This window comes from Haloparvum alkalitolerans (assembly GCF_055381565.1).
Genome location: NZ_AP043938.1, coordinates 1,158,982 through 1,179,568, shown reverse-complemented (window position 1 = coordinate 1,179,568; position 20,587 = coordinate 1,158,982). Strand labels below are relative to the sequence as shown.

15 protein-coding genes are annotated in these 20,587 nt (G+C 51.4%); all 15 read right to left on the bottom strand.

The window, feature by feature from the left end; translation table 11 throughout:
• Positions 1-8 precede the first annotated feature (8 nt).
• The 15 genes from ACZ432_RS08225 to ACZ432_RS08155 all read right to left on the bottom strand — a co-directional run bounded on the left by ACZ432_RS08225 (position 9) and on the right by ACZ432_RS08155 (position 19,949).
• A complete protein-coding gene (locus ACZ432_RS08225) occupies positions 9-209 on the bottom strand; it encodes a hypothetical protein (RefSeq protein ID WP_426962759.1) in 201 nt (66 codons plus the stop codon).
• The gene (locus ACZ432_RS08220) at positions 202-1,299 is read right to left on the bottom strand and encodes a hypothetical protein (protein WP_426962760.1); all 1,098 of its coding nucleotides are present in this window, start codon (positions 1,297-1,299) and stop codon (positions 202-204) included. The genes ACZ432_RS08225 and ACZ432_RS08220 overlap by 8 nt, the downstream gene beginning before the upstream one ends.
• Positions 1,300-1,550: 251 nt before the next feature.
• Positions 1,551-2,786, bottom strand: a complete 1,236-nt coding sequence (locus tag ACZ432_RS08215) for a DUF5797 family protein (protein ID WP_426962761.1) — start codon at positions 2,784-2,786, stop codon at positions 1,551-1,553.
• Positions 2,787-2,858: 72 nt separating this feature from the next.
• Positions 2,859-6,026, bottom strand: a complete 3,168-nt coding sequence (locus tag ACZ432_RS08210; RefSeq protein ID WP_426962762.1) for a PD-(D/E)XK nuclease family protein — start codon at positions 6,024-6,026, stop codon at positions 2,859-2,861.
• 2 nt (positions 6,027-6,028) lie between these two features.
• A complete protein-coding gene (locus tag ACZ432_RS08205; protein ID WP_426962763.1) occupies positions 6,029-8,161 on the bottom strand; it encodes a hypothetical protein in 2,133 nt (710 codons plus the stop codon).
• Positions 8,158-10,947 carry a DEAD/DEAH box helicase gene (locus tag ACZ432_RS08200; RefSeq protein ID WP_426962764.1) on the bottom strand — a complete coding sequence of 930 codons (2,790 nt, stop codon included), beginning with the start codon at positions 10,945-10,947 and terminating at the stop codon, positions 8,158-8,160. Before ACZ432_RS08200 ends, ACZ432_RS08205 begins: the two co-directional genes overlap by 4 nt.
• Positions 10,940-14,332: a hypothetical protein gene (locus tag ACZ432_RS08195; protein WP_426962765.1), complete on the bottom strand. Its 3,393-nt coding sequence runs from the start codon at positions 14,330-14,332 to the stop codon at positions 10,940-10,942. The genes ACZ432_RS08200 and ACZ432_RS08195 overlap by 8 nt, the downstream gene beginning before the upstream one ends.
• Positions 14,325-15,092 carry a hypothetical protein gene (locus ACZ432_RS08190; protein ID WP_426962766.1) on the bottom strand — a complete coding sequence of 256 codons (768 nt, stop codon included), beginning with the start codon at positions 15,090-15,092 and terminating at the stop codon, positions 14,325-14,327. Before ACZ432_RS08190 ends, ACZ432_RS08195 begins: the two co-directional genes overlap by 8 nt.
• Before the next feature lie 50 nt (positions 15,093-15,142).
• On the bottom strand, positions 15,143-16,297 hold the full coding sequence (locus tag ACZ432_RS08185; RefSeq protein ID WP_426962767.1) for a hypothetical protein: 1,155 nt from the start codon (positions 16,295-16,297) through the stop codon (positions 15,143-15,145).
• Positions 16,298-16,339: 42 nt separating this feature from the next.
• A complete protein-coding gene (locus ACZ432_RS08180) occupies positions 16,340-16,615 on the bottom strand; it encodes a hypothetical protein (protein WP_426962768.1) in 276 nt (91 codons plus the stop codon).
• 226 nt (positions 16,616-16,841) lie between these two features.
• The gene (locus tag ACZ432_RS08175) at positions 16,842-17,168 is read right to left on the bottom strand and encodes a DUF7344 domain-containing protein (protein ID WP_426962769.1); all 327 of its coding nucleotides are present in this window, start codon (positions 17,166-17,168) and stop codon (positions 16,842-16,844) included.
• A gap of 250 nt (positions 17,169-17,418) precedes the next feature.
• Positions 17,419-18,114, bottom strand: a complete 696-nt coding sequence (gene queC / locus ACZ432_RS08170) for a 7-cyano-7-deazaguanine synthase QueC (RefSeq protein WP_426962770.1) — start codon at positions 18,112-18,114, stop codon at positions 17,419-17,421.
• Positions 18,111-18,719 (bottom strand): GTP cyclohydrolase I, encoded by a 609-nt coding sequence (gene folE, locus ACZ432_RS08165; protein ID WP_426962771.1) that lies wholly within the window; start codon positions 18,717-18,719, stop codon positions 18,111-18,113. Before folE ends, queC begins: the two co-directional genes overlap by 4 nt.
• Position 18,720: 1 nt before the next feature.
• Positions 18,721-19,494, bottom strand: a complete 774-nt coding sequence (locus tag ACZ432_RS08160; protein WP_426962772.1) for a 7-carboxy-7-deazaguanine synthase QueE — start codon at positions 19,492-19,494, stop codon at positions 18,721-18,723.
• Positions 19,494-19,949: a 6-pyruvoyl trahydropterin synthase family protein gene (locus ACZ432_RS08155; RefSeq protein ID WP_426962773.1), complete on the bottom strand. Its 456-nt coding sequence runs from the start codon at positions 19,947-19,949 to the stop codon at positions 19,494-19,496. Before ACZ432_RS08155 ends, ACZ432_RS08160 begins: the two co-directional genes overlap by 1 nt.
• Positions 19,950-20,587: the final 638 nt, after the last annotated feature.

Sequence of the window (20,587 nt, the reverse complement as noted above, 5' to 3'; positions counted from 1 at the left end):
GAGGCGGACTACTGATCGAGTGATTCACGAAGCTGATCGAGGCGGTTGATGTCTTTCTCGACGACTGCTTCAGGAGGCTCTTCGCCGTACTTAACGAGAGCAGCCAAGCAGAGTGCTCGAACGAACTCGTCGTTGCTGTGTTTGATGACTCGAACAAGTGACTCCTTGTTTTGGCGGACGTAGACATCAGGATCGGTAGATTCACTCATCCGCCTCACCACCACTGTAGAACGCCGCGGCAGTTTGGAGTGCTGCGAGTATAGTAGAGTCCTCCTGAACATTCTGGAAGAACTTCCGTGCGTCTCGAGGGGTGGGGGTATCCCCTCGAAGAGAAACTCCCGCACGCCCCGCAGCAGCCTTGAACCACCGACGGATTGTCTCAGTTGTTACATGGCTACGTCCCGCCTCATGGCTTTCAAAGACGTACGAATCCTCGTTGAGTCGTCGTTTGATTGCTTCGGCATTTTTCTCGACGGGAATCAAGGAGTTTGCCCGTCCTTCGATACAGAATCCAACCTCATCTAGACCCTCGTCCAGATCAGTGAACTGGACCCGGTCAGTCCGCAGAGTTGCACAGTCACTGGTAGAGAGACCACACCCCGCTGTGAGCAACACAACAAGCTGTTCATCAAGGGATGCTGTATGGTGGTAGATTCCCGCAACTTGACTCGCATCGAGGTTTCCGGGGTCGGAAACATCGTGGTCCTGCCACTCCACTTCGGAGAGTAGGGTGGCAAAAGGATTGTTGTCGTCATCATAGAAGAAGTCGTAGAACGCCTTCAATGTCAGCGCATACTTCTGTTTGGACCCCTGGCTGCCAAGCTCTCGATCCAAATCGGACAAAATCGGTTTCCAATGGTCTCGAAGTGAAGAAGGCCCCTCATCGGCGATGCTGACAATGTCTACATGGCCGTGTTCCTCTTGATAGAGCCGGAGGAGTGTAGAAAGCCCGTACTGGTACGTCTCGATTGTTGTCTGGGTCAGGCCGGACTGAGCAAGTGACTCTAGGTACAGGTTCAATGCATCATGCGTGGCCTGATGATCGCCCTGCCATTCGAATGTGGAACCACTAGGCGAAGAGAGACCGACATGTTCAGCAAAGAAACCGGCCAACGTCATATTGTGGGAGTTCTGCTGGCCGCTGAAGGGGTACCGAAAACCACGGTACCCGTGTTCAACGAGCCACTGATAGGAGGGATACTCAGTGGTTGGATCGTAGCCGTCGTCGCGGAACTCGGGTGCAATCTCCTCCCAGTACATCTCCTCGAGTTCCTCAAGCGATTTATTTGCCCATTTCATTCTTCACCCGACGATAGTGGTATGCTGGTAAAAGGGGTAATGTCATATGTTGGTTTCTTGCTTGAGGTGGAGACCTAGAGCGAGATCAACTGTTCTCAATGTCTTAGCAAGCAAAAATCATCAACAGTAACTGTCATCACATCTGCGGGTGGTGCGTCGTTGGTAACCACACCGGGTGTTGGTCATCGACGTGAAATTGCTATAGAAATAACCGGAAAACAAGATCAAACAGAGTAGTAAAACTCCTACAATCACCTGCTCCAGTTAACGCCGCCGCTATCGTTTTGCTGGGAATCCGAGACTGCGAGAGTGATTCTTCCTTTACCTGGGATTCTGGGGGGCTCTTTACTGAGAGTGATTTTGCCGTCCTGTTCAAGTCCACTTACGTAACGACGGGCTGATTCGGTGGCACAAGCAAACTTGTCGGTGTTCCGGGTTACATACTGACTGAGTTCAGACTGAAGGTGATCCCATACCTCTCGCCCATCCGAAAATCCCCAGCGGTCGGATAACTGTCCGTTTGATGTGGGTTGTTGCTCTACAATGTCGATCACCCGTCGGTCAAACGTATCTATACTTCTGTCTTGAATCGTGATTTCGAACGGTCGCCAATCCGTCGATCCGCCTGGCCAGAGATTTCCGTACAGGCATCGATAGAGAATCTGCCCCCCCTGTGTAACTAACTCTCGTAGCTGGCTGTCGTTCTCAATTGACGCATATTCGCTAACATCCATCAGAAACAGACTAAATGATTGAAATGCACCCAGTGAAGGATTACGTCGGCAACGAGATTTGTGGAAGCTAATGCTCTTTTTAACGCTCTGGACTGTATGCTGTTTCCTGCGGTAACTGTCCTCAGTGCTCTGGAACCGCTCTACAACCCGTTCTGTGTCCGACAAATCGCTAATAACCGGCAGAGGTCCGAGGGTTGATTTTGCGAATCCGACTTGATCATCAAGATCCATCGTCAGCTCGTCTTCTGGGATTCCCCAGTAATCGGTTGCTTGATCTACGTATTCATCCCAAGAAGTAGGACTGCGCTTCGTTGTGATTTCAGGACGGGAAATCGGACACCGATCGTTAGCGTCTAACAAGTATCCACTTAGAGTTGGGTCAACACACCGTGCCGAAAATGGTATGGCTTCTACAGTATAGACATATTCTGCACCCTCCGTATCCACGACCCTCAGTACACCGAAATGGCCCGTGAGAAGATCCATTGGCTCATACTTCATCCAATTGAACAAATCGTCCAGCTCTTCCTTGTCAATAGGGAAGTCTGGAGCGAGTTCATTTGCGGTGTATCGGGCACCCTTGAGGCGATCGACAACGAGATCGGTGACCGGTTCCTCAAAAACGTGAATTCCGCCACGTCTGTTTGAAGGTACTGTTTCTGCAATCTTGCCGTCGGTTACGACGTGGCCCGCGTCCACAAGCTCTTGCCTTTCCATCTCGGGTTTGTCATAGAATTCGTCTGTTGGAATCATAGCTTTCGCGTGTATTGGTTGGTTATTCTCTGATCCAGTTCGTACATTATTGGTATTCGTGCCGGTGAGTGCTTAGGTAGATTCAATCAATCGGCTGATGAGTGAGTTCCGTTCCAAAGTTTCTCGATCGCCAACTAATGTAACGTCTTGTGCGCAGTTGAAGCAGGTGTAGAGTTGCTCAATATCACTCACGGGCGGAGTGACCACTCGTTCTTCGCCTGTAACAGCGAGACTGACTACAGCCGAGTCTACATGAGTTCCAGATAGCTGATCGGGGAGACGAACCGCTATGCCTTCTCCGGTTTCTTCCAACTCTTCTCGAATTGCATTTGCATGGGCGACAAAGGGAGTGACAACCAAATCTGGAGAGACGTTTGCACAAACTTCAGCTACCTTCTCGGCTTCAGTTTTATTTTGCGTCAGGCGCTGATGGAGATATGGTGTCGCATGTACGGGGATACTGACCTTCAGACGATGATGATCGCTATCAATAGGATTACTGGTACGGACTTTGAATCTGATGTCCTGGATTGTGTATGTCTCACCGAACGTTAGTGCGCTCGCGTCAAGGGTTCTAAGCTGTTGTAGAGACTGAGAGATATGGACTGCATCAACTTGTTTGACCGGTTCCAGCCGGATGAAACGGGTTTCGTTTTCTTCAGTGGACGGTGGTACTTGATATTCTAGCGAGGTTTCGCCGATGGCCGTTGCTATCGCTCCATCCGTATCTCTAAATTCGAAACTTCCGTCAATAGTCTCTGCGTCAAGTTCCAGTCCCGAAAATGCAGATTCCATTGCAGGGGTGAGTTCTGCTTTCACCCGAATGCTCTGACTGTCGTCGCTCTCAACGTTCGCGAACCGCCGGTATAGACGGTTGAAATACGCCTCGTCAAGACGGGCGTCTCTAGCCTCTCCACTGACAATCTCAGGACCAGACCGTCGAGTGTCACCAATTGCTGCTACTCGATCGCCAAGAACCTGGAGGAAATGGAACTGGGGTTCTGCGAGACTTTCAGCACCCACAATCACGATCGTGTCAAAGAATTTGTCAGTATGGGGCCGAACCGACTCATCACCATCTCGCATAGCGTGGAATACCTGCTCACTAAGCGCATAGCGCGCCGACGAAATCACGATAGATGCGTCACGAAGTGCCTCATAGATTTTGTGTCCATCAGACGTTCCAGTGAGACCCGTCGTTGCTCCACCAGCGAATCCGTCCATTCTAGTTGCCCCTTCGACTGAAGATAGTCGCTCCTCGACTGAGTCGGTCATTTCAGGCCGCGTACAGAGAATTAATGTGCGTTGCTCATCGTCAGGTATCTCTTCGCCACTAGTGGGGCTTGGATACTGCTGCGTGGCAAGTTTTGTAACAACGTCAGTAACGAGCGTAGTCCGGTCACGACGGACTGGAACATCCAGATACAGTTCCTTTGCGTCAGCGTACTCGGAAAGAGAATTTAGGTCCGAAGGGTCGAGACTGTCTTCGTTATCGCCGGCCTTTCCTGTCGTTTCAAGAAGGGGAGAGACCTCTCCTCGCTGAGCGTAGTCCAGTTGTGACAATAGCTCACGTGGTAGAGAATCAGCCGCGATGGTACGGACGGCTTCATATGTCTCCGTGGGATCGAGGAATGCTGAATTTGGCGTTGATTTCAGTTGGAAGACGTACTTGTTCTCAATCTGGCCATAGTATGTGGCTTCTTGATAGTATTCCGTGCCGGTCTGCTTGAGACGTACGCCCGAACCTGGAGTAAAGGATGGAACTAGCCCTGTATCTGACGTGAAGACCATCCTTCGTTGGCCCTCTAAGGCTTTAAGTTCGAGATCAGGGATTCGCAACCCTGCTTCGGACAGTGTTTCTGGAGCTAATTGCTCAAGTTCGTAGCCTAATCGTTTCCGATGGTCTCGTTCACTGTTCAATGCCTGACGAAGACCCGTGTAATGGTCGGTGACAGAGGGGTCTCGGAATTCGAGTCGTTGCTCACACTCGTCGAAGAGCGGACACTGGGATATGATATTTCCCTCATCGTCTGATTCAAAACACGGCCACCGGCGCTCAGATTGACAGTAATATTGACAAGGTGACGGTAGAATCTCATTTTTCTCTTGATCGGTTGTTGGCGACTTGAACGTACAGCCAGCACAATCTCGACCGTAAGTCGTCGGCACACCGAATCCATCGCGAAGAACAGATGCCTCGTTCCGGAGAGAGAGGATGTCTTCTACATCGCCGCGCCGCAATTCGACTTCCTCCAACACGACGCCCGATTCGTTCGCTAAGTTCGGATAAACGAGATAGCCGCTAACTCCTTCGTCAATCCGCTTATGGAGACGCTCTCCTGTCTGAAGAGTTTCGAGGAGGAACGCTAGGAGATAGACCCGGAGTTGAAATCGGTGCTGATTCCGTCTTTTATCCGTCAGGTTGTAGTTAGTTTTGAGATCATAGGGGACCCCGTCGACGATCAGGTCAACGCGGCCATTAAAGCCGACTGAGGCAGAGAGGCCTACTTCTGCACTGACATCTGTTGCTGAAGCGATCCGATTTGTAAATTCGTCGTCTGTCAGAAGACGAGTAGCAGCATTCAACGCGTTCTCCTGAATTCGGTTGGGACTTACCCATGCTAACCGACACAGAGCCATCTCGATAGAATACTCCGACTCAATTAATTCTTCAAGGGACGCCTCAACTTGTGCTTCCGACCAACCACCTTTGAATTGAGGTTGGCCCCCTTCTTCGATTGCCCGTTCTACTAATTTATGGACTATTCTACCTTTGATTGCTCCAGGAGAAAGATCGTATCGACCAGGCGAATACACGTTCTTCTCGTAAAGAAGGTCGTAAATACGGGGGCACTCGCTAGCGGAGCGCATCTCACTTTTGCCGATTGCGGTATCCGGGTCACGAATTATGATGCCGGTGACGTTGAAATACCACTTGTCGTTGTGTGTGTTGGGAATCCCCCTGACGATGACCGACTCGTCTTGCTGTAAAGGCACCTCGTCGATTATTTCGCGAAGATACGACGCGGTTCGCCCGAACGAGTCCGTCCAAGCAGGATCCTCATGCCAGATCGAGAGGAAGGCATCATCTTCGAACTGACCAGACGCCCTAACTGGATAAAGTGTCTTGTCGCCGCCTTGTTGCCCCCTTCTTGGGTCACCAACGACTGTACATCGGATAGTGACTTCGCGGCCATAGTGCGTCTCGTCGTCAACGATGTCCTGAATTGGATAGATCATTTTCACTTACCTCCATCAAGTGCCGCTAGTGAGCGTGCGAGGAGACGGCGGTCAAGCATCTGTTCTTGATACCGATACTGGTGTGTGCAGGAGTCCCGTTTTAGACAGTCCGGACATGCATGAATACACTGCTTGGTCACCTCTTCTATTCGTTCAGCCAGTTCACTAAGATCGCGACGCTGAGAACGCCTATTCGCAAATCGCCGGTACGTCTCTCTGACCCGAGTGTCGAAGAACGTTCGGTCCTCCAAAGCAAATACCAAGTCTACCGGTCGTGGTGTGCGGTTTAGTTGTTCCTTCGTTGTCGTATATGTCTCAGCAACAACGCTATAGAAGCGGGCCATTTCCCGTGTCTCAGCAATACGGTTAAGGCGTCGGTGAAGTAGCGGTTTGACGTCGTCGTACCGAGCGTACGAGAAGTCGGCTCCCAAGCTCTGAAATGCATCATTGAACTCGGGTATATCGCGCCCAGATGTAATTTCGCTCGTTTGGGCAAGGTCAAACACGTACTCTCCAGAGTATTCCTTCAGCAAGGAAACCAACGTCTCTTCTGTAGCACCAATATGGCAGCTCGCCTGTCTAGCAAGCCCGCTTAGCAGTTCAGTATCGGAGAGCTCACGTAAGTCATCGAAGACTTCACGGCTTACACCAGCACCGCCTTGAATTGAGTCATAGATACCGATCTCAACGGTTTCGCCGTTCGTCTCTACGAAGTTCACGTCGTACCAAGCTTCGAAGTCGCCACCACCGGCACTGTATTCTGCCGCCCACGAAGCAAGTCCATGTTTGAGTGAATGGACGAAGACATGCTCAGCAAATTGTCTCACTGAATCGTCATCAGCGCACTCCTCAATAATGGCTTTCAACGAATCTCCATATTCATCCAGAAGCGTTTCATAAGTCGAGATTTTCCCGTCATCGTAATCAAGCAACCCTAACCTCCTGTCCCTGGACGGTAGGAGGCTTGGAAGACATGCTTCAATGTCGTTAACACTGGCTTCAAATAGCGAGTCTGGCCCGTCAGACCCCATCGAAAAGAGATAGTCGACCGCAATTAGGGCACGATAGAACGGGGTAACGCTAAATGCGTGTTCGAGGGCCTCTTCTTGGAAGAACAGTCGGTCCCATAATCGGCGATATAAGAGCGAAAATTGGAGGTCTCGGAAAAGCGGCGTTTCTTTCTGGAAGACTTTGTCAAGTAACTCGGTGACCATCGACCGGTCTATATCAAACATCAGAACCTGGCTTTCCTCACGGCTACCGACGAATGCCGTGACGTCATCTTCCTCATGACGATAGCGAATTACTTCAGAGAATGTCCTTTCTTCGCCGTATAGAGTCAACAGGGTGGCATAGTACGCTTTAAGGAATGTCGCGTCGCTGTTGAACTCTCCCTGCTCAATGAGGCCACCGGTCATCGTCGACAAATCCAGTGACTCTGGACTGTCGCCTCGTCCAAGGGGATGCTTGAACCAGAGGAACTGCGAGGTCGGATCACTTTTCAACTTCGTGAGTTCCTCCTCTGAGACGTCCTCTGGTTTCTGATTCCTTACAACCCCGTTCGCAGAATCCCAATAGTAGTGCGTATGCTCTCCGTTCTCACCCACGCTCGGATTCCAGACGATGAACTGCTGGGGAATGTAGACGCTTACGTCGTCTACAGGGTGTTCAAACGGGGTGTACCGCTCTTCTTCACTCTGTGTTAGGATCTCGGATAGTTGACTGGATGTTCGAATGCGCAGCCCGTCGTTAATATCTGCAAATCCTCTTCTCGATGAGGGCCCGAAATCGCCAGTCCATAGGTCGAATTCCCATCGACGTTTGTAGCCGCCGGGCAAAAAGCTCCCCAACATAAGATCGAGAGTCTCATTCGCTAAAAAGCCGCCATTCGCGTTGACAACACTGATGTTACCACCGACCTGCTCAGAAATGAATGTACCCGGAACGCTAAATGGCCTTGTTGCCTCTGGATCAAGCTCAAAGAGGTCTGGTATATGGCAATATGGACGGAAACGATTGCGCTGGACCTTATCAAGGAGGTCAGATTGGTATTGAATCAGGCCATTAAGTCGTGCCAGCAATCGCTCTTCTTGTGTCAGGTCATCTGCTTCCGAGAGAGGAGTTTGATCGCTCATTTGTTGGAAGTATTCTCCAAGTCGAGGTTCCCAGCCGCAATCTCCTGGAAAAGCCGTCGCTTGAATTTCAGATCATCAAGACTCTCTTCGAGATCGGCCTGACGAGTCCCTCTAGGGAACCGTGCTGCCTCCCAGAATTCTTGGATGTCTCCCCCACCGACGCTTGCGGGTGTTAACGGGGCCTGTGTTAGATTAATGTAATCTCCAATTTCGTTGATCACGGCAGTAATCTGCTCCTCAGGCACCATCGGGAACGCCTTTCGGAGCCAGTTAGCGATCTCATCTTGCTCATGTGTGAATTTCTCATCTAACTCCTCGATGTCTAATCTTCGGTATATTTCGTCTGCGGTCTCGTTATCAGTGACGTTCAAGTAATCGAAGATCGCAGAGACGAGATGCTCTGTTCGAACGAACCTATTCTCTTCATCCAGATTGATTTCGAGGTACCGCTCATCTGGGTCGGAGAGGAGGTTTTCATGGTGGAAGTAGAATGCATCTTCAGGACGTGAACCGAGAACAACTACTGAAATCGGTTGGTCATCAGGATCACGGCCTCCCCTACCTTTCCGTTGTACGAATCCAGGGATGTTCATCGGTGCTCGATACTGGAAGGTTCCAATTATGCCGGGATGGTCGAATCCAACTTCCAGTGCGCTAGTAGTGACCATAAGATCCCAATTGTCGTCTTCAACACGAGTACCATCCGGAGTCTCAGTTCGGCCACTCTTGTGCAGGTAGACATCCATCGGCTCGAGATCCAGTTCGTCGGTCATCGTCCACCAGCACTCACCGGCCTCATAGACAGGACACGGATTCAGATTCTTGTTCGGAGGGAGTGGTTCGCAGACCGCCCGTTCATGTGATGCTGCATTCGATCGGAACTGGTGCTTAGGGCAGTCTGGATTGGTCCCTGGTTCATCTTCGTCTCGCAGGAAAGCATCAGGGGTACGGAGAGTGAATAACTCCTGACCCTCGACACCTCGTCCAGACTCTGCGTCTTGGATATAATCACCTAGTCGTTTGACAGAGTCGATAGAGTCAACGAACCCCAGAATTTTGTTCTTTAGTTGCCCCTCATCAGACTCCTGTTTGAGGATCGTATGGTACATCGTGAAGGCGACCTGAATCATAGACGAGAGATTCGTTACGTTCGTCTCTTCGAAATCCTCTGGTCCCCATTCACGCCGAGGTTTGTACTTGGCTTCTCCCTGTGGAACCTGGACCTCACGGGGGTCTGTAGCTTTTATAAATACGAGATATTCCCACCCGATTTCTTCAATCTCACTCTCTTTTCTAAATTCCTTACTCGTCTCCTTCCATGGGATGTCTTCGTTCTTACCTCGGGGGGTGATCTCTCTAGCATCGGGAGTCCCAAAGATTGCCTCTGTGAACTGTTCAGCGTTTGATATAGTTGCACTGGAGGCAACCAAGTTGGGTTGTTGGTCAGGATCGACTTCCCGCATTGCTGCTTGGAACCGCCGCATTACGTTTGCGACGTGCATTCCGTACTGGTTCGTATAGACGTGAACCTCGTCGAGGACAACGAACTTTGGCGGTGACGCGTGTCTCCAGAACTGATCGTAGCCCCGGTGATCCATCAATCGTCGATGAAGCGTATCGGGGGTAACTACGATGATGTCGGCTGTGGCCCCCTTATCTGATCGGGCAAAGTCAGCCTTATGCGCGGGATCCTTGTCACAGACCATGTCATCCGTCGGCATTCCTCCATCACAGCCGTCGACGGGACAGCTGATCTCAGATTGGCTTGCACTACCGTGTTGGAGGGCCACTGTTATCGGGAGCGAATCATAGGGCAGTTCGTCGTCCGCAGCGATAATTTGTTCAATCTCGTAGAGATACTCGACGATACGCTCAAACTGGTTATCACACAGGTCTTTTCGGGGGTATGCAAGAACAGCGTCAACACCGCCTACCCGAATATTGTCATGGTTCGCCGTCAGGCTGTATGCGAGTATCGGGAACAAGAAGGCCTCTGTCTTACCACCACCGGTACTCGCTGTGATAATGTGGGCTCGTTCTTCATCCCGTTCGGTAACCGCCCGGCGATAGAGTTCATCGAGGGATCTGCCCTGGAATGCAGCTAACCCGGTCATACCTCGGCGCTTACACAGCCTGTATATCAGAGTGAGCGCATCGTTCGTGGCGTCTCGCCAGTCTGCACGTCCGACAGACCCAAACTCAGAAGCAGGTTCGCCGGTTCTTGAACGTTGTAAAATCTCTCTGATTTTGTCACCCAAGTCAATTCCTTGGTCACCCCATTTAGGCTTCTCACGGGACTGTATGTCCATCTTGACCATCTTCGTGAGACTGGGAGCGTGCTCGTATCCACTCTGATCAGCGAACCGCTGGCGAAGCAGCGCGAAGTACCTAGTGACTTCTGCTACACGACTCCGAACGCGTTGTTTGTCGTAGACGTAGAGTAGAACATCCCTTTCGACAAGTTTGTCGATGACATGCTGAAAAAGTAGTTGGCTGGCCGTCTTAGTAGATAGCTGAGCAGGGAATGCGTAGGTAATGTCGATATTTTCGCCAGTATCCGGTTCATCTTCACCGAGTACGAATGTTCGGTGGAACCGATCGAATAGGTCTGACAGTGCTACCGTAGCATCGTAGTTACCGGCGTTGATCTGCTGCTTACAGGCATTATCGACCCATCGAAGAACGTGTTGTTGTAGGTCATCATGATCTTTCCCGTCGACAAGAACCTCCCACATCTCCTTGACAGCATCGAGGTGCTCATGCTGTCTCATCGCTGTATTACTCATTAGCCATCACGACCGTTATGTCCTCAATGTCACTCGTAGAGTCCGAGTAGACATCTTTGAGTTGACTAAACGCTTCTGCCTCATCGAAGTCTGTCTCAGTGACGAGCTTCCTGAAACTTCCATCGTACTCACGCAAGGCAGCGACAAACTGCTCACGTCGGGTTGGCCCTTTTGCTCGTTCACGAAGGTCGTCAATGAGTGTCGGTGCCGTGGCGAAGTCGCCCTTCTTTACGGTTTTCCGTGCTTCTTCGAGCAGTTCTTTCCCTTCCTCATCGGAGATTTCCGGATCGAGATCCTCGAGCTGTTTTAGATACTGTTGTTGCTGCTGCTCAATCCCTTGCGCCTGCTCTTTGAGAGATTTGAGGTCTGGTTCAATCTCTTCGAGGGTGCTGAGGGCAACTTTGAATTCGCCACTATTGAACTGATCTCGATAATCGTCAAATCGAGATTCAATTGCCTCAAGTTCCGCTTCCAGTTCCGTGTGCGAAGAGTTCTCTGCTGCAATAGCGTCGATGTGGTCCCCCGCGCTGTCTGCTACATCACGCAGTTGCTTGAATTTCTCAGTACATTTCGACTTGACTCCCAGTAGCTTTTCAACCTCATCGTCTATCGTATCTACCCGGTCATCGATGCTCCCGGCTCGTTTCGCAAGCCGCTCATACTGCTCGTTATCTATGAGCGACTCGAGTTCCGTATCCAGTTCTCCCAACTCCTCATCGTAATCATCAAGCTGAGACCCGAATGAACCCTCTACATCAGACTTCGAAATCTTCCGTCGAAGATCGTCAATATCGTCTCGAACTGAAACTGCGTCACCGACAATCTTCTCTTTGCGGTCAGAGACAGCATCTTCCAAGTCTTCCTCCAGTTCCACGATGTCATCGATGAGGCCACGAACCTCGTTCAGATCGTTGTGGGTCGGGTTGAAAACTTCATCAAACTGTTCGAGTCGGGTGGAGTGGTCCTCAATCCGGTTCTTGTAGCTATTGACGCTCTTGGCGTCAAGCGAAACCGCTTCGTCGTAGAGCTCCTGCGCCGCATCCAGTCTGGATTGGGCTCGGGATCTGGCTTCATTATACTGGTCCTCAACACTAACGATGTCGTACGCGTCGTGAATCTCTCCCTCCCGTTCTACTGTGGTGGGCTCCACGTAGTTCTGTCTCTGGAGATGGTCCAAATACCACTGAATCATCGCATTCTCGTCACCACGTGAACAACCCAGAGCGAACTCAGTGGTTAGCTGATCCTGGATCTCATCTACGGTGAGAGCGCCGCGCTCGTTAAGACGGCGGTAAATCTCATACCACGGCGGCTTGTCGTTCTCGATGTCCGGATAGACCCAGCGATTTCCTGATTTCGCTACGAGATTTTGATCTCGTAGCCCACCCATTATGTCCCCATTCAGGTTATAGCTTTGAATGTCGAGCTCGTCCTTTAGGTCACCAATTGTGAACTCTCGTGCATCATTTTTCTCCAGATACTCGATGACGTCACGGTGAACCTTGTCGGGATACGGAAGGATCGTCTCTGTGAAAGTTTCCTGCAAGCCACCGATTATGCCGATTTCAGAGATCAGCGTGTGGCCATCGACCATCCCCTCTGCTTGAATCTCAGAATCGCCAAGAGCCAATAGCCTACCGTAAATGAAGTTGTCACGTTGTTCGGTAGAGAGATTGACCTCTATGATGCGGTCGGTGACAAACTGTCGTTCTTCGCTGTCTAGCCCGTTAACGTACTTATTTGCCTCCGCAGATTGCTGCTGGTTTTGTTTTACCAACGCACCGAAGGTGGCACCACGAGATTGGTAGGCCTCGACGTAGAGTTTGAGTAATTCTGCGGGTATTTCCTGACCGTTATACACACCAACGACGACAGTTTGTTCTCGCCTCCCCGGCCCTCGGTCAACATCGATTAAGTGAAGGGCGTATTCATATCGACCGGCAGCGATGGTGACTGGATCCTTGTGCAGACTTCCTTTGCCCATCGATTGAACAGCCAGGGCTAGCCCACGTGAAAGGTCTCCTTGGTATTTGTCAGGGGCATTTGTCGCTTGGAGATCCAACTTCTGTATTTCCGTTCCTTCGTCACCCTTTCCGCGGAAGAGGAAGTCCTTGGCCTCTTCACTCAAAACGTAATAGTATCGACCGTGCCGGTCACGTTTTTCAAGTACACGAATTTCACCAGCGTCCTCCCCTTCAACAGTAATCGGACTCATGAGAGTGCCAGGAACGTCATCCGAGAAGGAATTCTCTGGAATCGCATCTCCTTCTCCAATAAGGCGCCCCTCCAAGCGCTCGAAGTCATCTCGTGCGTCCGGGTGTGCATCCTCGAGCCCCTTCTTGAGTGTGGTGAGTGCTTCTCCACTTAGGAGATCCTCGTCACGCACAAGAGAGGTGAAATCTCTAAGAGCGTAGACGATAGCATCGCCATCAATCCGGTCCGCATCCACCTTCGCCGCGTAGTTGAGGGCCTCAGAGTATATTTGAAGAATCGATCGTGGGTGGCCGCCCGTAACCTCAGTTACAACATCGACCGTGTCTTCCACAATTGGTGAAATTTCACCACGGTTAGAGGTACGGTGGACGTCCATCCGGTCAATTAGCATATCCTTGACGTCCGATTCAGTAAGATCACCAAGATAAATATCGTCTCCCTGGAATCTTTGAACCAACGCATTACCAAGCGAGTCATCGTCGTCCTCGTATTGGGTAATCGCCATTCGTGCACCTTGAGAGAACCCGAGAAGAATGTGCAGTCCCGAGGTGTTCAGTTCGTTAACTAAATGAAGGAACGAACGAATAAACCGCTGTACCTTCTGCTCATCATTTTCCGCCTCAATGTCTTCTGCTTCGTCGATGAAGAGGTAGACTGAGCGGTATTCTAATTCCTCCCTAGCATGTGTGACGATTTTCCGAAGGTTCGTGGCAACGTTGTCTTGCAGACGTTCATATTGATAGGCCTCGTCAACACTACTGTCCGGTTCGACATCAGGAAGTGACTCCACGTAATCCTGAAGACCAGGTTCGTCTTCTAATATCTCCTCGACGATTTTCTCATACAACCGACGAATACTCAGGCCTAAGTTGCCGACGTATACTGCTAATGCTTCGTACGTTTCCCCATCGACTTCAACGCCTTCTCTTACCTCGTCCCGCAGTTCGATGAGATGGTGGGACTTACCTGTCCCATATTCTCCGAAAATCAGCCGACGTTTCATCAGATCGGGTTCACGAATGCCCGATTGGACAAATTCACGTAGGCGGTATTCTTGGTCATCTCTTCCGACCAAATCATACTGTGCCGCGATCTCCTCATCCGCGATAGTCGTCGAGAATGGGTCTCGTTCCAACCCTAGTTCGTCGAATTTGCTTGCTGGTTCACTCATGGATTTTAGCTCCTTCAAGGACGTCCTCGTTGAGGATCAACTGTTTGTAGCTACCTTCAGAAACGATACCGGCAGTGTGCAGTCTCGTAATGTAGTTATCGAACGTGCTTCGAGGGATACCGTACAATGTTTCTAATCTCTCGAAGAGTTCCGGTTCTCGAACGCTTCCTCCGTCACCAATTAAATCGGAATATTCTTTGTAGATAATGTGTGCGAACAGGCGAACAGGCCACCTCTCCTGGATGTAGCCATTCTCAACCGGTTCAATAACGTCGGCATCCTCCAGTAGATTGAGCCCCATGTCAATTGTGAATTGGTTCATCTTGTCACCAATGAACGCATCGCCATCAAATTCCCGCATCACCTCGTAGTCCTTGACCGGGCCTTTCCGGTAGATGAATTTCGAGAGGACGAGTAACATCGGGTGTTGATACATGATATTCGCGAGTATTCGGTCTGCTTGCGCTCGCTGATCTTCTGCACCAACGACTTCCTCACCTGAATAGGTCAACACAACCCGATTGTCGTTAAATTCCTCTTCGGATGTTAGTCGATAGCCCTCTTCGCTATTTTTTATGAGATTTGCGTCACGAAGCTGCTCGATTATATCGTCTGCTCCTTCCGTAGCGGTTTCATCAGCATCGATCGTTTTCCGTTGTCTGAGTGCTTCTATAAGCTCCTCCTTGGACATCGGACCAGATTCTGCAATCAGTTGAATGCCGGCCCGTAGTTGGAAGAGGCGCGCATACTGAAGGGTCATTCGAGAAGATATTGTTGGTCTCGCTCATAAGTAGATAAAGGCTTCCCCGATTACTCCCACGTTTTCCCCTGTCGTTGGAAATACTGAGATGTCGACTCCTCGTTCTTTTTACTGATAACACCTGTATTGGCCAATCGTTCTAGAACTGCCTTGACTTCTGACTGATCCGTTCCCAATTGAACATCACGAGGGAGCGCATCGTGTATCTCGGCAGGAGTTCGGGGTTTCTCCGGGAGGATTAATTGTATTTCATCCCGGAGATTGATTTCTGCATCTTCCATCGAATCGTCGACATCCATAGCTGGTTCATCGGGATGAAGCGATCGGGCTATTTGTTCTACCAAATCCCGGATTTCGTTGTGAAGGGCATGGTCGCCAGACTGGTCCACATACCACTCAAAATCAGCAAAATCGATACTCATTACTTGATAAGTAGCTATCCCCGCTTGGTTCTGTTCGACGCGACCCATGAATTCTTCACCGACTTCCTGGACGTGGTCTGAAGTTCCACGAAACATACGGTAGACCTCCTCAACCTGTCTAAACCGACAAGAAACGCGCTCATAATGCTCGTCTTCTTCGATATAAGGTAGTGGAAGTAATGATGTATCGACATATGCGCGGTCAAACTCAGTCAGGTATTCGAATACTTCCTCCGGGTCAATGTTCCAGTATTCACCGATCACGAAGGCGTAGTCTTCATCCAGTTCAGTAGCTTTTCCACTAGGAATATGTTCAGCGATGTGAGGGAGTGTATCGACATACTCGTCCAGTCCCAATAGAGAAAACATCAACGTTGGATCTACAACACGGGCAAAGAATGGGATTGTTTGGAGAGTATAATAGAGTGACCTCCCATCACTGTCGACACCACGTATCACACCGTGCCGCTCCTCAAGAAGGTTCAGTTTGAAATTCTCGTTCGTAAAGTCGTCTGACCCACGTCGGCGATACTTATGGAGTATACGTCGAACATCGGCGGGTTGTACGCTAAAGCGGTTCGCCAATTCTTCGATAGTGTATTGACTTTGTTCCAGTTGATCCAACACTAATTGGTCGAGGGAGCGTTCAAATATCCGAACCGCAGGCTTTCCCTCTGGTAGTTCCTTTAGCAGCTGGTCAGTAGTCGCAACGCGCTTGTTATGAACCAAGCGTCGTCGTTTGGTTTCGGAGAGGGAGTAGAAATCGACATTGTCAGCATACATATTGATGTCTGACTCTCGCTGACAGATATTTCTGTTCCTGTCTTACTCGCACCAACAGCGTACTGGTCCTGTGTTCCCCTCCTCCCCCTCTGATTCGATGTCACAGACAAAGGCCTCGCCGTCAGGATGCATAATGAACCGATCTTCGTCGATATTCTCGACTGAATCCACATCCTCAATCTGCCAATCAGCGTCCTCATTACCGTCCCACGTGTAGTAGTCGTCCTCCCCCTCTACTGCGAAGTCCAGCATCCCAGACCCACTACCAACGATATGCTGGACCCGATCTAATCGGGTCGACTGCGTGATCCTGGCCATGAATAACTCTCATTCAGCGATGATAATCAATGTCCGCCACTTCAGAGAAGGGAGTAGTGCCACCGATGGAGCTAGCAACTCCCAAGCATCCCAGGTGGAGGACGACGGGCACTTCCACCACCGCGCATCCCACTACGCGGCGCTTCGTCGTCCGACTGGACTAACGGGAGAGACAATCATAGATATTCGCAGGCTAGATCCCTTGGTTTAGCATCAGGTTCTGCGCTTAGACAACCCTCCCAGTCGAGAGGACGAACTGCACGAGTGTCGTGAGGACAATATACCGTTCAATCGACTCTTCTACCGTCACTGTCTTTCGCCGTTCGTCGTACTGAACGAGGCCCCGCTGGTCTATTTTCGGGAGATGCGTCTGTATCAACCCGTTGTACGCGGATTCGTAATCAGCAGTCCCGACGTTCCTAGGTGGACTCCCTGTCTCGACGCCTCGGATGACACGTGCTAAGTGGCGCACCTCAATAGTGGTCCCCGGCTCGAACAGAGCGAGGTACTGGAGTGTGAGCAAACGTCGTCGGTTGCCGAGGAAGTTGAGCACGTCAGCGACCCCTGGAGAGTCACTATCAACTGCGCTCAAATGGACCACCTCTTCCTCGAAGCTTTCGGAGGCAACGATGCAACATGACCGTCGAACTTTTGCGAATCGTCGTCGTTAGTACACATGCTGTCTATTCAGGCAGCGCGGGGTCGGTGTCTTCACCACCGGGCCCACTCTTCGTGGACCACCCGCGTCAAGGAAAATTAGCGGTGGAACCGACTTAACCGTAGGTAAATCGGCTCAGCGGGGTCTACGATTCAGTGTAGTCTGGACGCTCGGCGTATTCAATCGGATCTCGCTCGCCCAGGTTCTGGAATGCCTGGAGTCGGAACGCGCACGCGTCGCAGGTACCACAAGCCGGTGCTTCGTCGCGATAGCAGCTCCAAGTATGTTCGTAGGGAACATCGAGTTCGAGGCCGCGTTCGGCAATGTCTGTCTTTGAAGCCTCGACGAACGGCGCCTCGATACTGATCTCTGTCTCTGGTTTCGTTCCGACATCGACAACCTGCTGGAACGCCTCGAAGAACTCTGGCCGACAATCTGGGTATCCCGAGAAATCCTCGCTATGCGCGCCGATGAATACGGCCACACAGTCGTTGGCTTCAGCGTACGAGGTCGCCATCGACAGTAGGTTGGCGTTCCGGAACGGTACATAGCTTGATGGGATCTCGTCACTCTCGAGGTCCGCCTCCTCAACATCCATCTCGTCGTCGGTAAGACTTGACGCGCCGATTTTCGAGAGGTGGTCCGTCGTCAAGTGGAGGAAGTCAGCGGCGTCGAAGGCCTTGGCCTGAGCCTTCGCGCATTCGTATTCCTTTGTCTCTGTTTGCTGTCCGTAGGACGTGTGCAGCATGTACAACTCGTAGCCAGCGTCTTGGGCGACAGCCGCGGCCGTCGCACTATCCATCCCGCCGGATGCCAGAATGACCGCCCGCTTCTTGCTCATTCTCGATCCTCCGAACGGATGACCGCTGCTTGGAACCGCTCACGTTCGGCTTCACTTGGTTCGCCGACGGTCGCTCTGGTGGTGGTCGTACTCTTGGTTTCGATGCCACGCATCGCTTCACAGAGGTGTGTTGCGTTCATTTCTACAAGGACCGTGTCTGCGTCGAGTTCCTCTTGGAGGCCTGATGCGATGTTGTTCGTCAGCCGTTCCTGCATCGTGAGTTGCCGTGACTGCCAGCGAACGTACCGCGTTAGCTTGGAGAGCCCCACCACTTCGTCGGTCGGCCTATACGCGAGGTGAACCGTACCGAAGAACGGCAGCAAATGGTGCTCACACAGGGAGTATACGGGAACCCCAGTTTTCACTATTAGGTCAGTTGTCTCGGCGTCGAAGGTTCGCATCGTCGGCTTCGCGATCTCACGTTGGCCTTCAGTGAGTGTTGCGAATGCGTTCGGAACGCGCCGCTGCCAAGTCTCAGCGAGCGCGTCGCTGTCCGGATCTTCGCCGACAGCCTCCAGCAGGAGTCGGATACCTCGCTGGGCTTTCTCATGGTCGATGTCCGATTCAGCGTCTTCGGTCGCAAGTTGCGAGTGCGTGCTCGTCATATTATGTTTCGGGAGCGTCGTTCCACAAATCGACGTGTAACCGCGGCGTGTATCGGTAGCCGTATTCCATCGCAAGGTCAGCGACCTCGTTCCGTCTTGCGTCGAGTTCATCCCGGGTCGTCCCCTCCGGCATCAGTAGCACGTCTGAGTCTGGGATATGCCTCGATGCTGTCGAGCGGACGTCGGCGAGGAGAGATTCGATCTCAGGCATATCTTCGGGGCCGGTGACGACAAACTTGAGTTGGGCGTCATAGTCGTCCACGAGCGAACCGAGTGCATTCAGGTCTATGCGACGCGCTTCGTGTCGGTCTTCCCACTCACCGTCGCCCTTGGGGTCCTTCTCCGGGGTAGGTGTACTTGAGGCAAGTTTCGGGCTGATGCTCGCCAGATCGATAGGAGCGTCGCGGTGGATGGTGCCGTTAGTTTCGACGGTAATGTGGTAGCCGAGGTCGGCCAGACGTTCGAGGAGAATGTCTGCCTCGTCGTGGATGAGTGGTTCCCCACCAGTGAGGACGACGTGGTCAGCGTCGTCGTGTGACTGGACTTCCTCGACGATGTCGTCGATGCTCATGGTCCCGTGAGTCGGCTCCCAGGAAGTGTGATAGGAATCACAGAACCAGCACCGAAGATTACACCCACTCGTACGGACGAACACAGAGGGGGTCCCGGTGAGTTTACCCTCTCCCTGAAGCGAGTAGAAGAGCTCGTTGACCGGCAGTGCCGCGCCGTCGACGTCGTCCGTAGACTGCTCGTCGGTAGTTGAGCTGACCGGCATTAGTGAGTCCCCCCCGCACAGAGTTCCGAGGTCTCTCGAACGGTAGCCGAGATGTCTGAGACCGAGTCAGGGAGTACCTCCGAGAGTTTCTCCTCAAGGAGGAGGCCCATTATTTCTGCGGTCGGAGGGTGTTCGAGAACGACTAGTGAGTCACTGTCGCCGCTTTGTTCGAAAGCCTCAATGAGGGGATCTCCTTGTTCGAGAAGAAATCGGTGGTCCCATTCAGATATTACTGAGGTAATATCTCCTTTGTCGACAATCCAGCCCTCCTCAGTAAGCGTCCCAGTTATCTCTACCGAAATTTCGTAGTTATGACCGTGCGGCCGACTACACTTGCCATCATGGTGAAGTAGTCTATGGCCTGCGCTGATGCGAATCGGGTTATCTTTTCCTACGATTAGCATCCGTTCATCTGACTCAGTGAGATTAGAGATCGATTCTTCCTCGGAGTACATATTAAACAGGCTCTCTCGGTATTCACTAAGTATTATCGGTAGCATACTCATAGATGGTCAAATCTCTGGGGAAATTATATTTTAGTTGCCAGATTAATGCTAACAGTGTCGGAAATTTCGTCAGTTAGCTATTTAGAGACAATCCAACCGGATTGGGATGATCTTCCGCTGACTTGCGAATTGCTTGAGCTACGTCGTCGTGAGCCGAGCGATGATTTGAGGACCTTAGCTCTAAACAGAGGTGGTGTAGGGTCGAGAAAAGTTCAGCACGTAACTCGACTTCTGCACCTACTCGAACTATTGGAAGACGATGAGTTGACTGACCGAGGTCGATGGCTGGCCGAAGCGTATGAACCTGCTATGCAGCAGAGTCGACCAAGAGCAACGTTAGGTATCGGGGTGAAAGATACGCTCTCGCACCGCGAGCAGATCCTCCTCTGGATGGTCATATATCACGAACACCGTTTGCCAATGCTGGCGGTTCTCCACCAGCTTTCTGTCGAGAGCGTTCCCGTAGCACAAGACTCACCGGCAGCACAGAGACTCGCAGAGCGAATCGATCATCTCTATCCCGGTGTCGATAGTGAGAGTTCCTGGGTACCGCGTGCAAAAGTCCATTATAAGTGGCTAGTTCACAT

Excerpts from the sequence above, each read along its gene's own strand:
- ACZ432_RS08200 (WP_426962764.1), bottom strand. The coding sequence starts at position 10,947 with ATGAGTAATACAGCGATGAGACAGCATGAGCACCTCGATGCTGTCAAG.
- ACZ432_RS08205 (WP_426962763.1), bottom strand. The coding sequence starts at position 8,161 with ATGAGCGATCAAACTCCTCTCTCGGAAGCAGATGACCTGACACAAGAA.
- queC (WP_426962770.1), bottom strand. The coding sequence starts at position 18,114 with ATGAGCAAGAAGCGGGCGGTCATTCTGGCATCCGGCGGGATGGATAGT.
- ACZ432_RS08225 (WP_426962759.1), bottom strand. The coding sequence starts at position 209 with ATGAGTGAATCTACCGATCCTGATGTCTACGTCCGCCAAAACAAGGAG.
- ACZ432_RS08210 (WP_426962762.1), bottom strand. The coding sequence starts at position 6,026 with ATGATCTATCCAATTCAGGACATCGTTGACGACGAGACGCACTATGGC.
- ACZ432_RS08160 (WP_426962772.1), bottom strand. The coding sequence starts at position 19,494 with ATGCCGGTCAGCTCAACTACCGACGAGCAGTCTACGGACGACGTCGAC.
- ACZ432_RS08180 (WP_426962768.1), bottom strand. The coding sequence starts at position 16,615 with ATGGCCAGGATCACGCAGTCGACCCGATTAGATCGGGTCCAGCATATC.
- ACZ432_RS08215 (WP_426962761.1), bottom strand. The coding sequence starts at position 2,786 with ATGATTCCAACAGACGAATTCTATGACAAACCCGAGATGGAAAGGCAA.
- ACZ432_RS08220 (WP_426962760.1), bottom strand. The coding sequence starts at position 1,299 with ATGAAATGGGCAAATAAATCGCTTGAGGAACTCGAGGAGATGTACTGG.
- ACZ432_RS08190 (WP_426962766.1), bottom strand. The coding sequence starts at position 15,092 with ATGACCCTTCAGTATGCGCGCCTCTTCCAACTACGGGCCGGCATTCAA.
- ACZ432_RS08155 (WP_426962773.1), bottom strand. The coding sequence starts at position 19,949 with ATGTACTCCGAGGAAGAATCGATCTCTAATCTCACTGAGTCAGATGAA.
- folE (WP_426962771.1), bottom strand. The coding sequence starts at position 18,719 with ATGACGAGCACGCACTCGCAACTTGCGACCGAAGACGCTGAATCGGAC.
- ACZ432_RS08185 (WP_426962767.1), bottom strand. The coding sequence starts at position 16,297 with ATGTATGCTGACAATGTCGATTTCTACTCCCTCTCCGAAACCAAACGA.
- ACZ432_RS08195 (WP_426962765.1), bottom strand. The coding sequence starts at position 14,332 with ATGAGTGAACCAGCAAGCAAATTCGACGAACTAGGGTTGGAACGAGAC.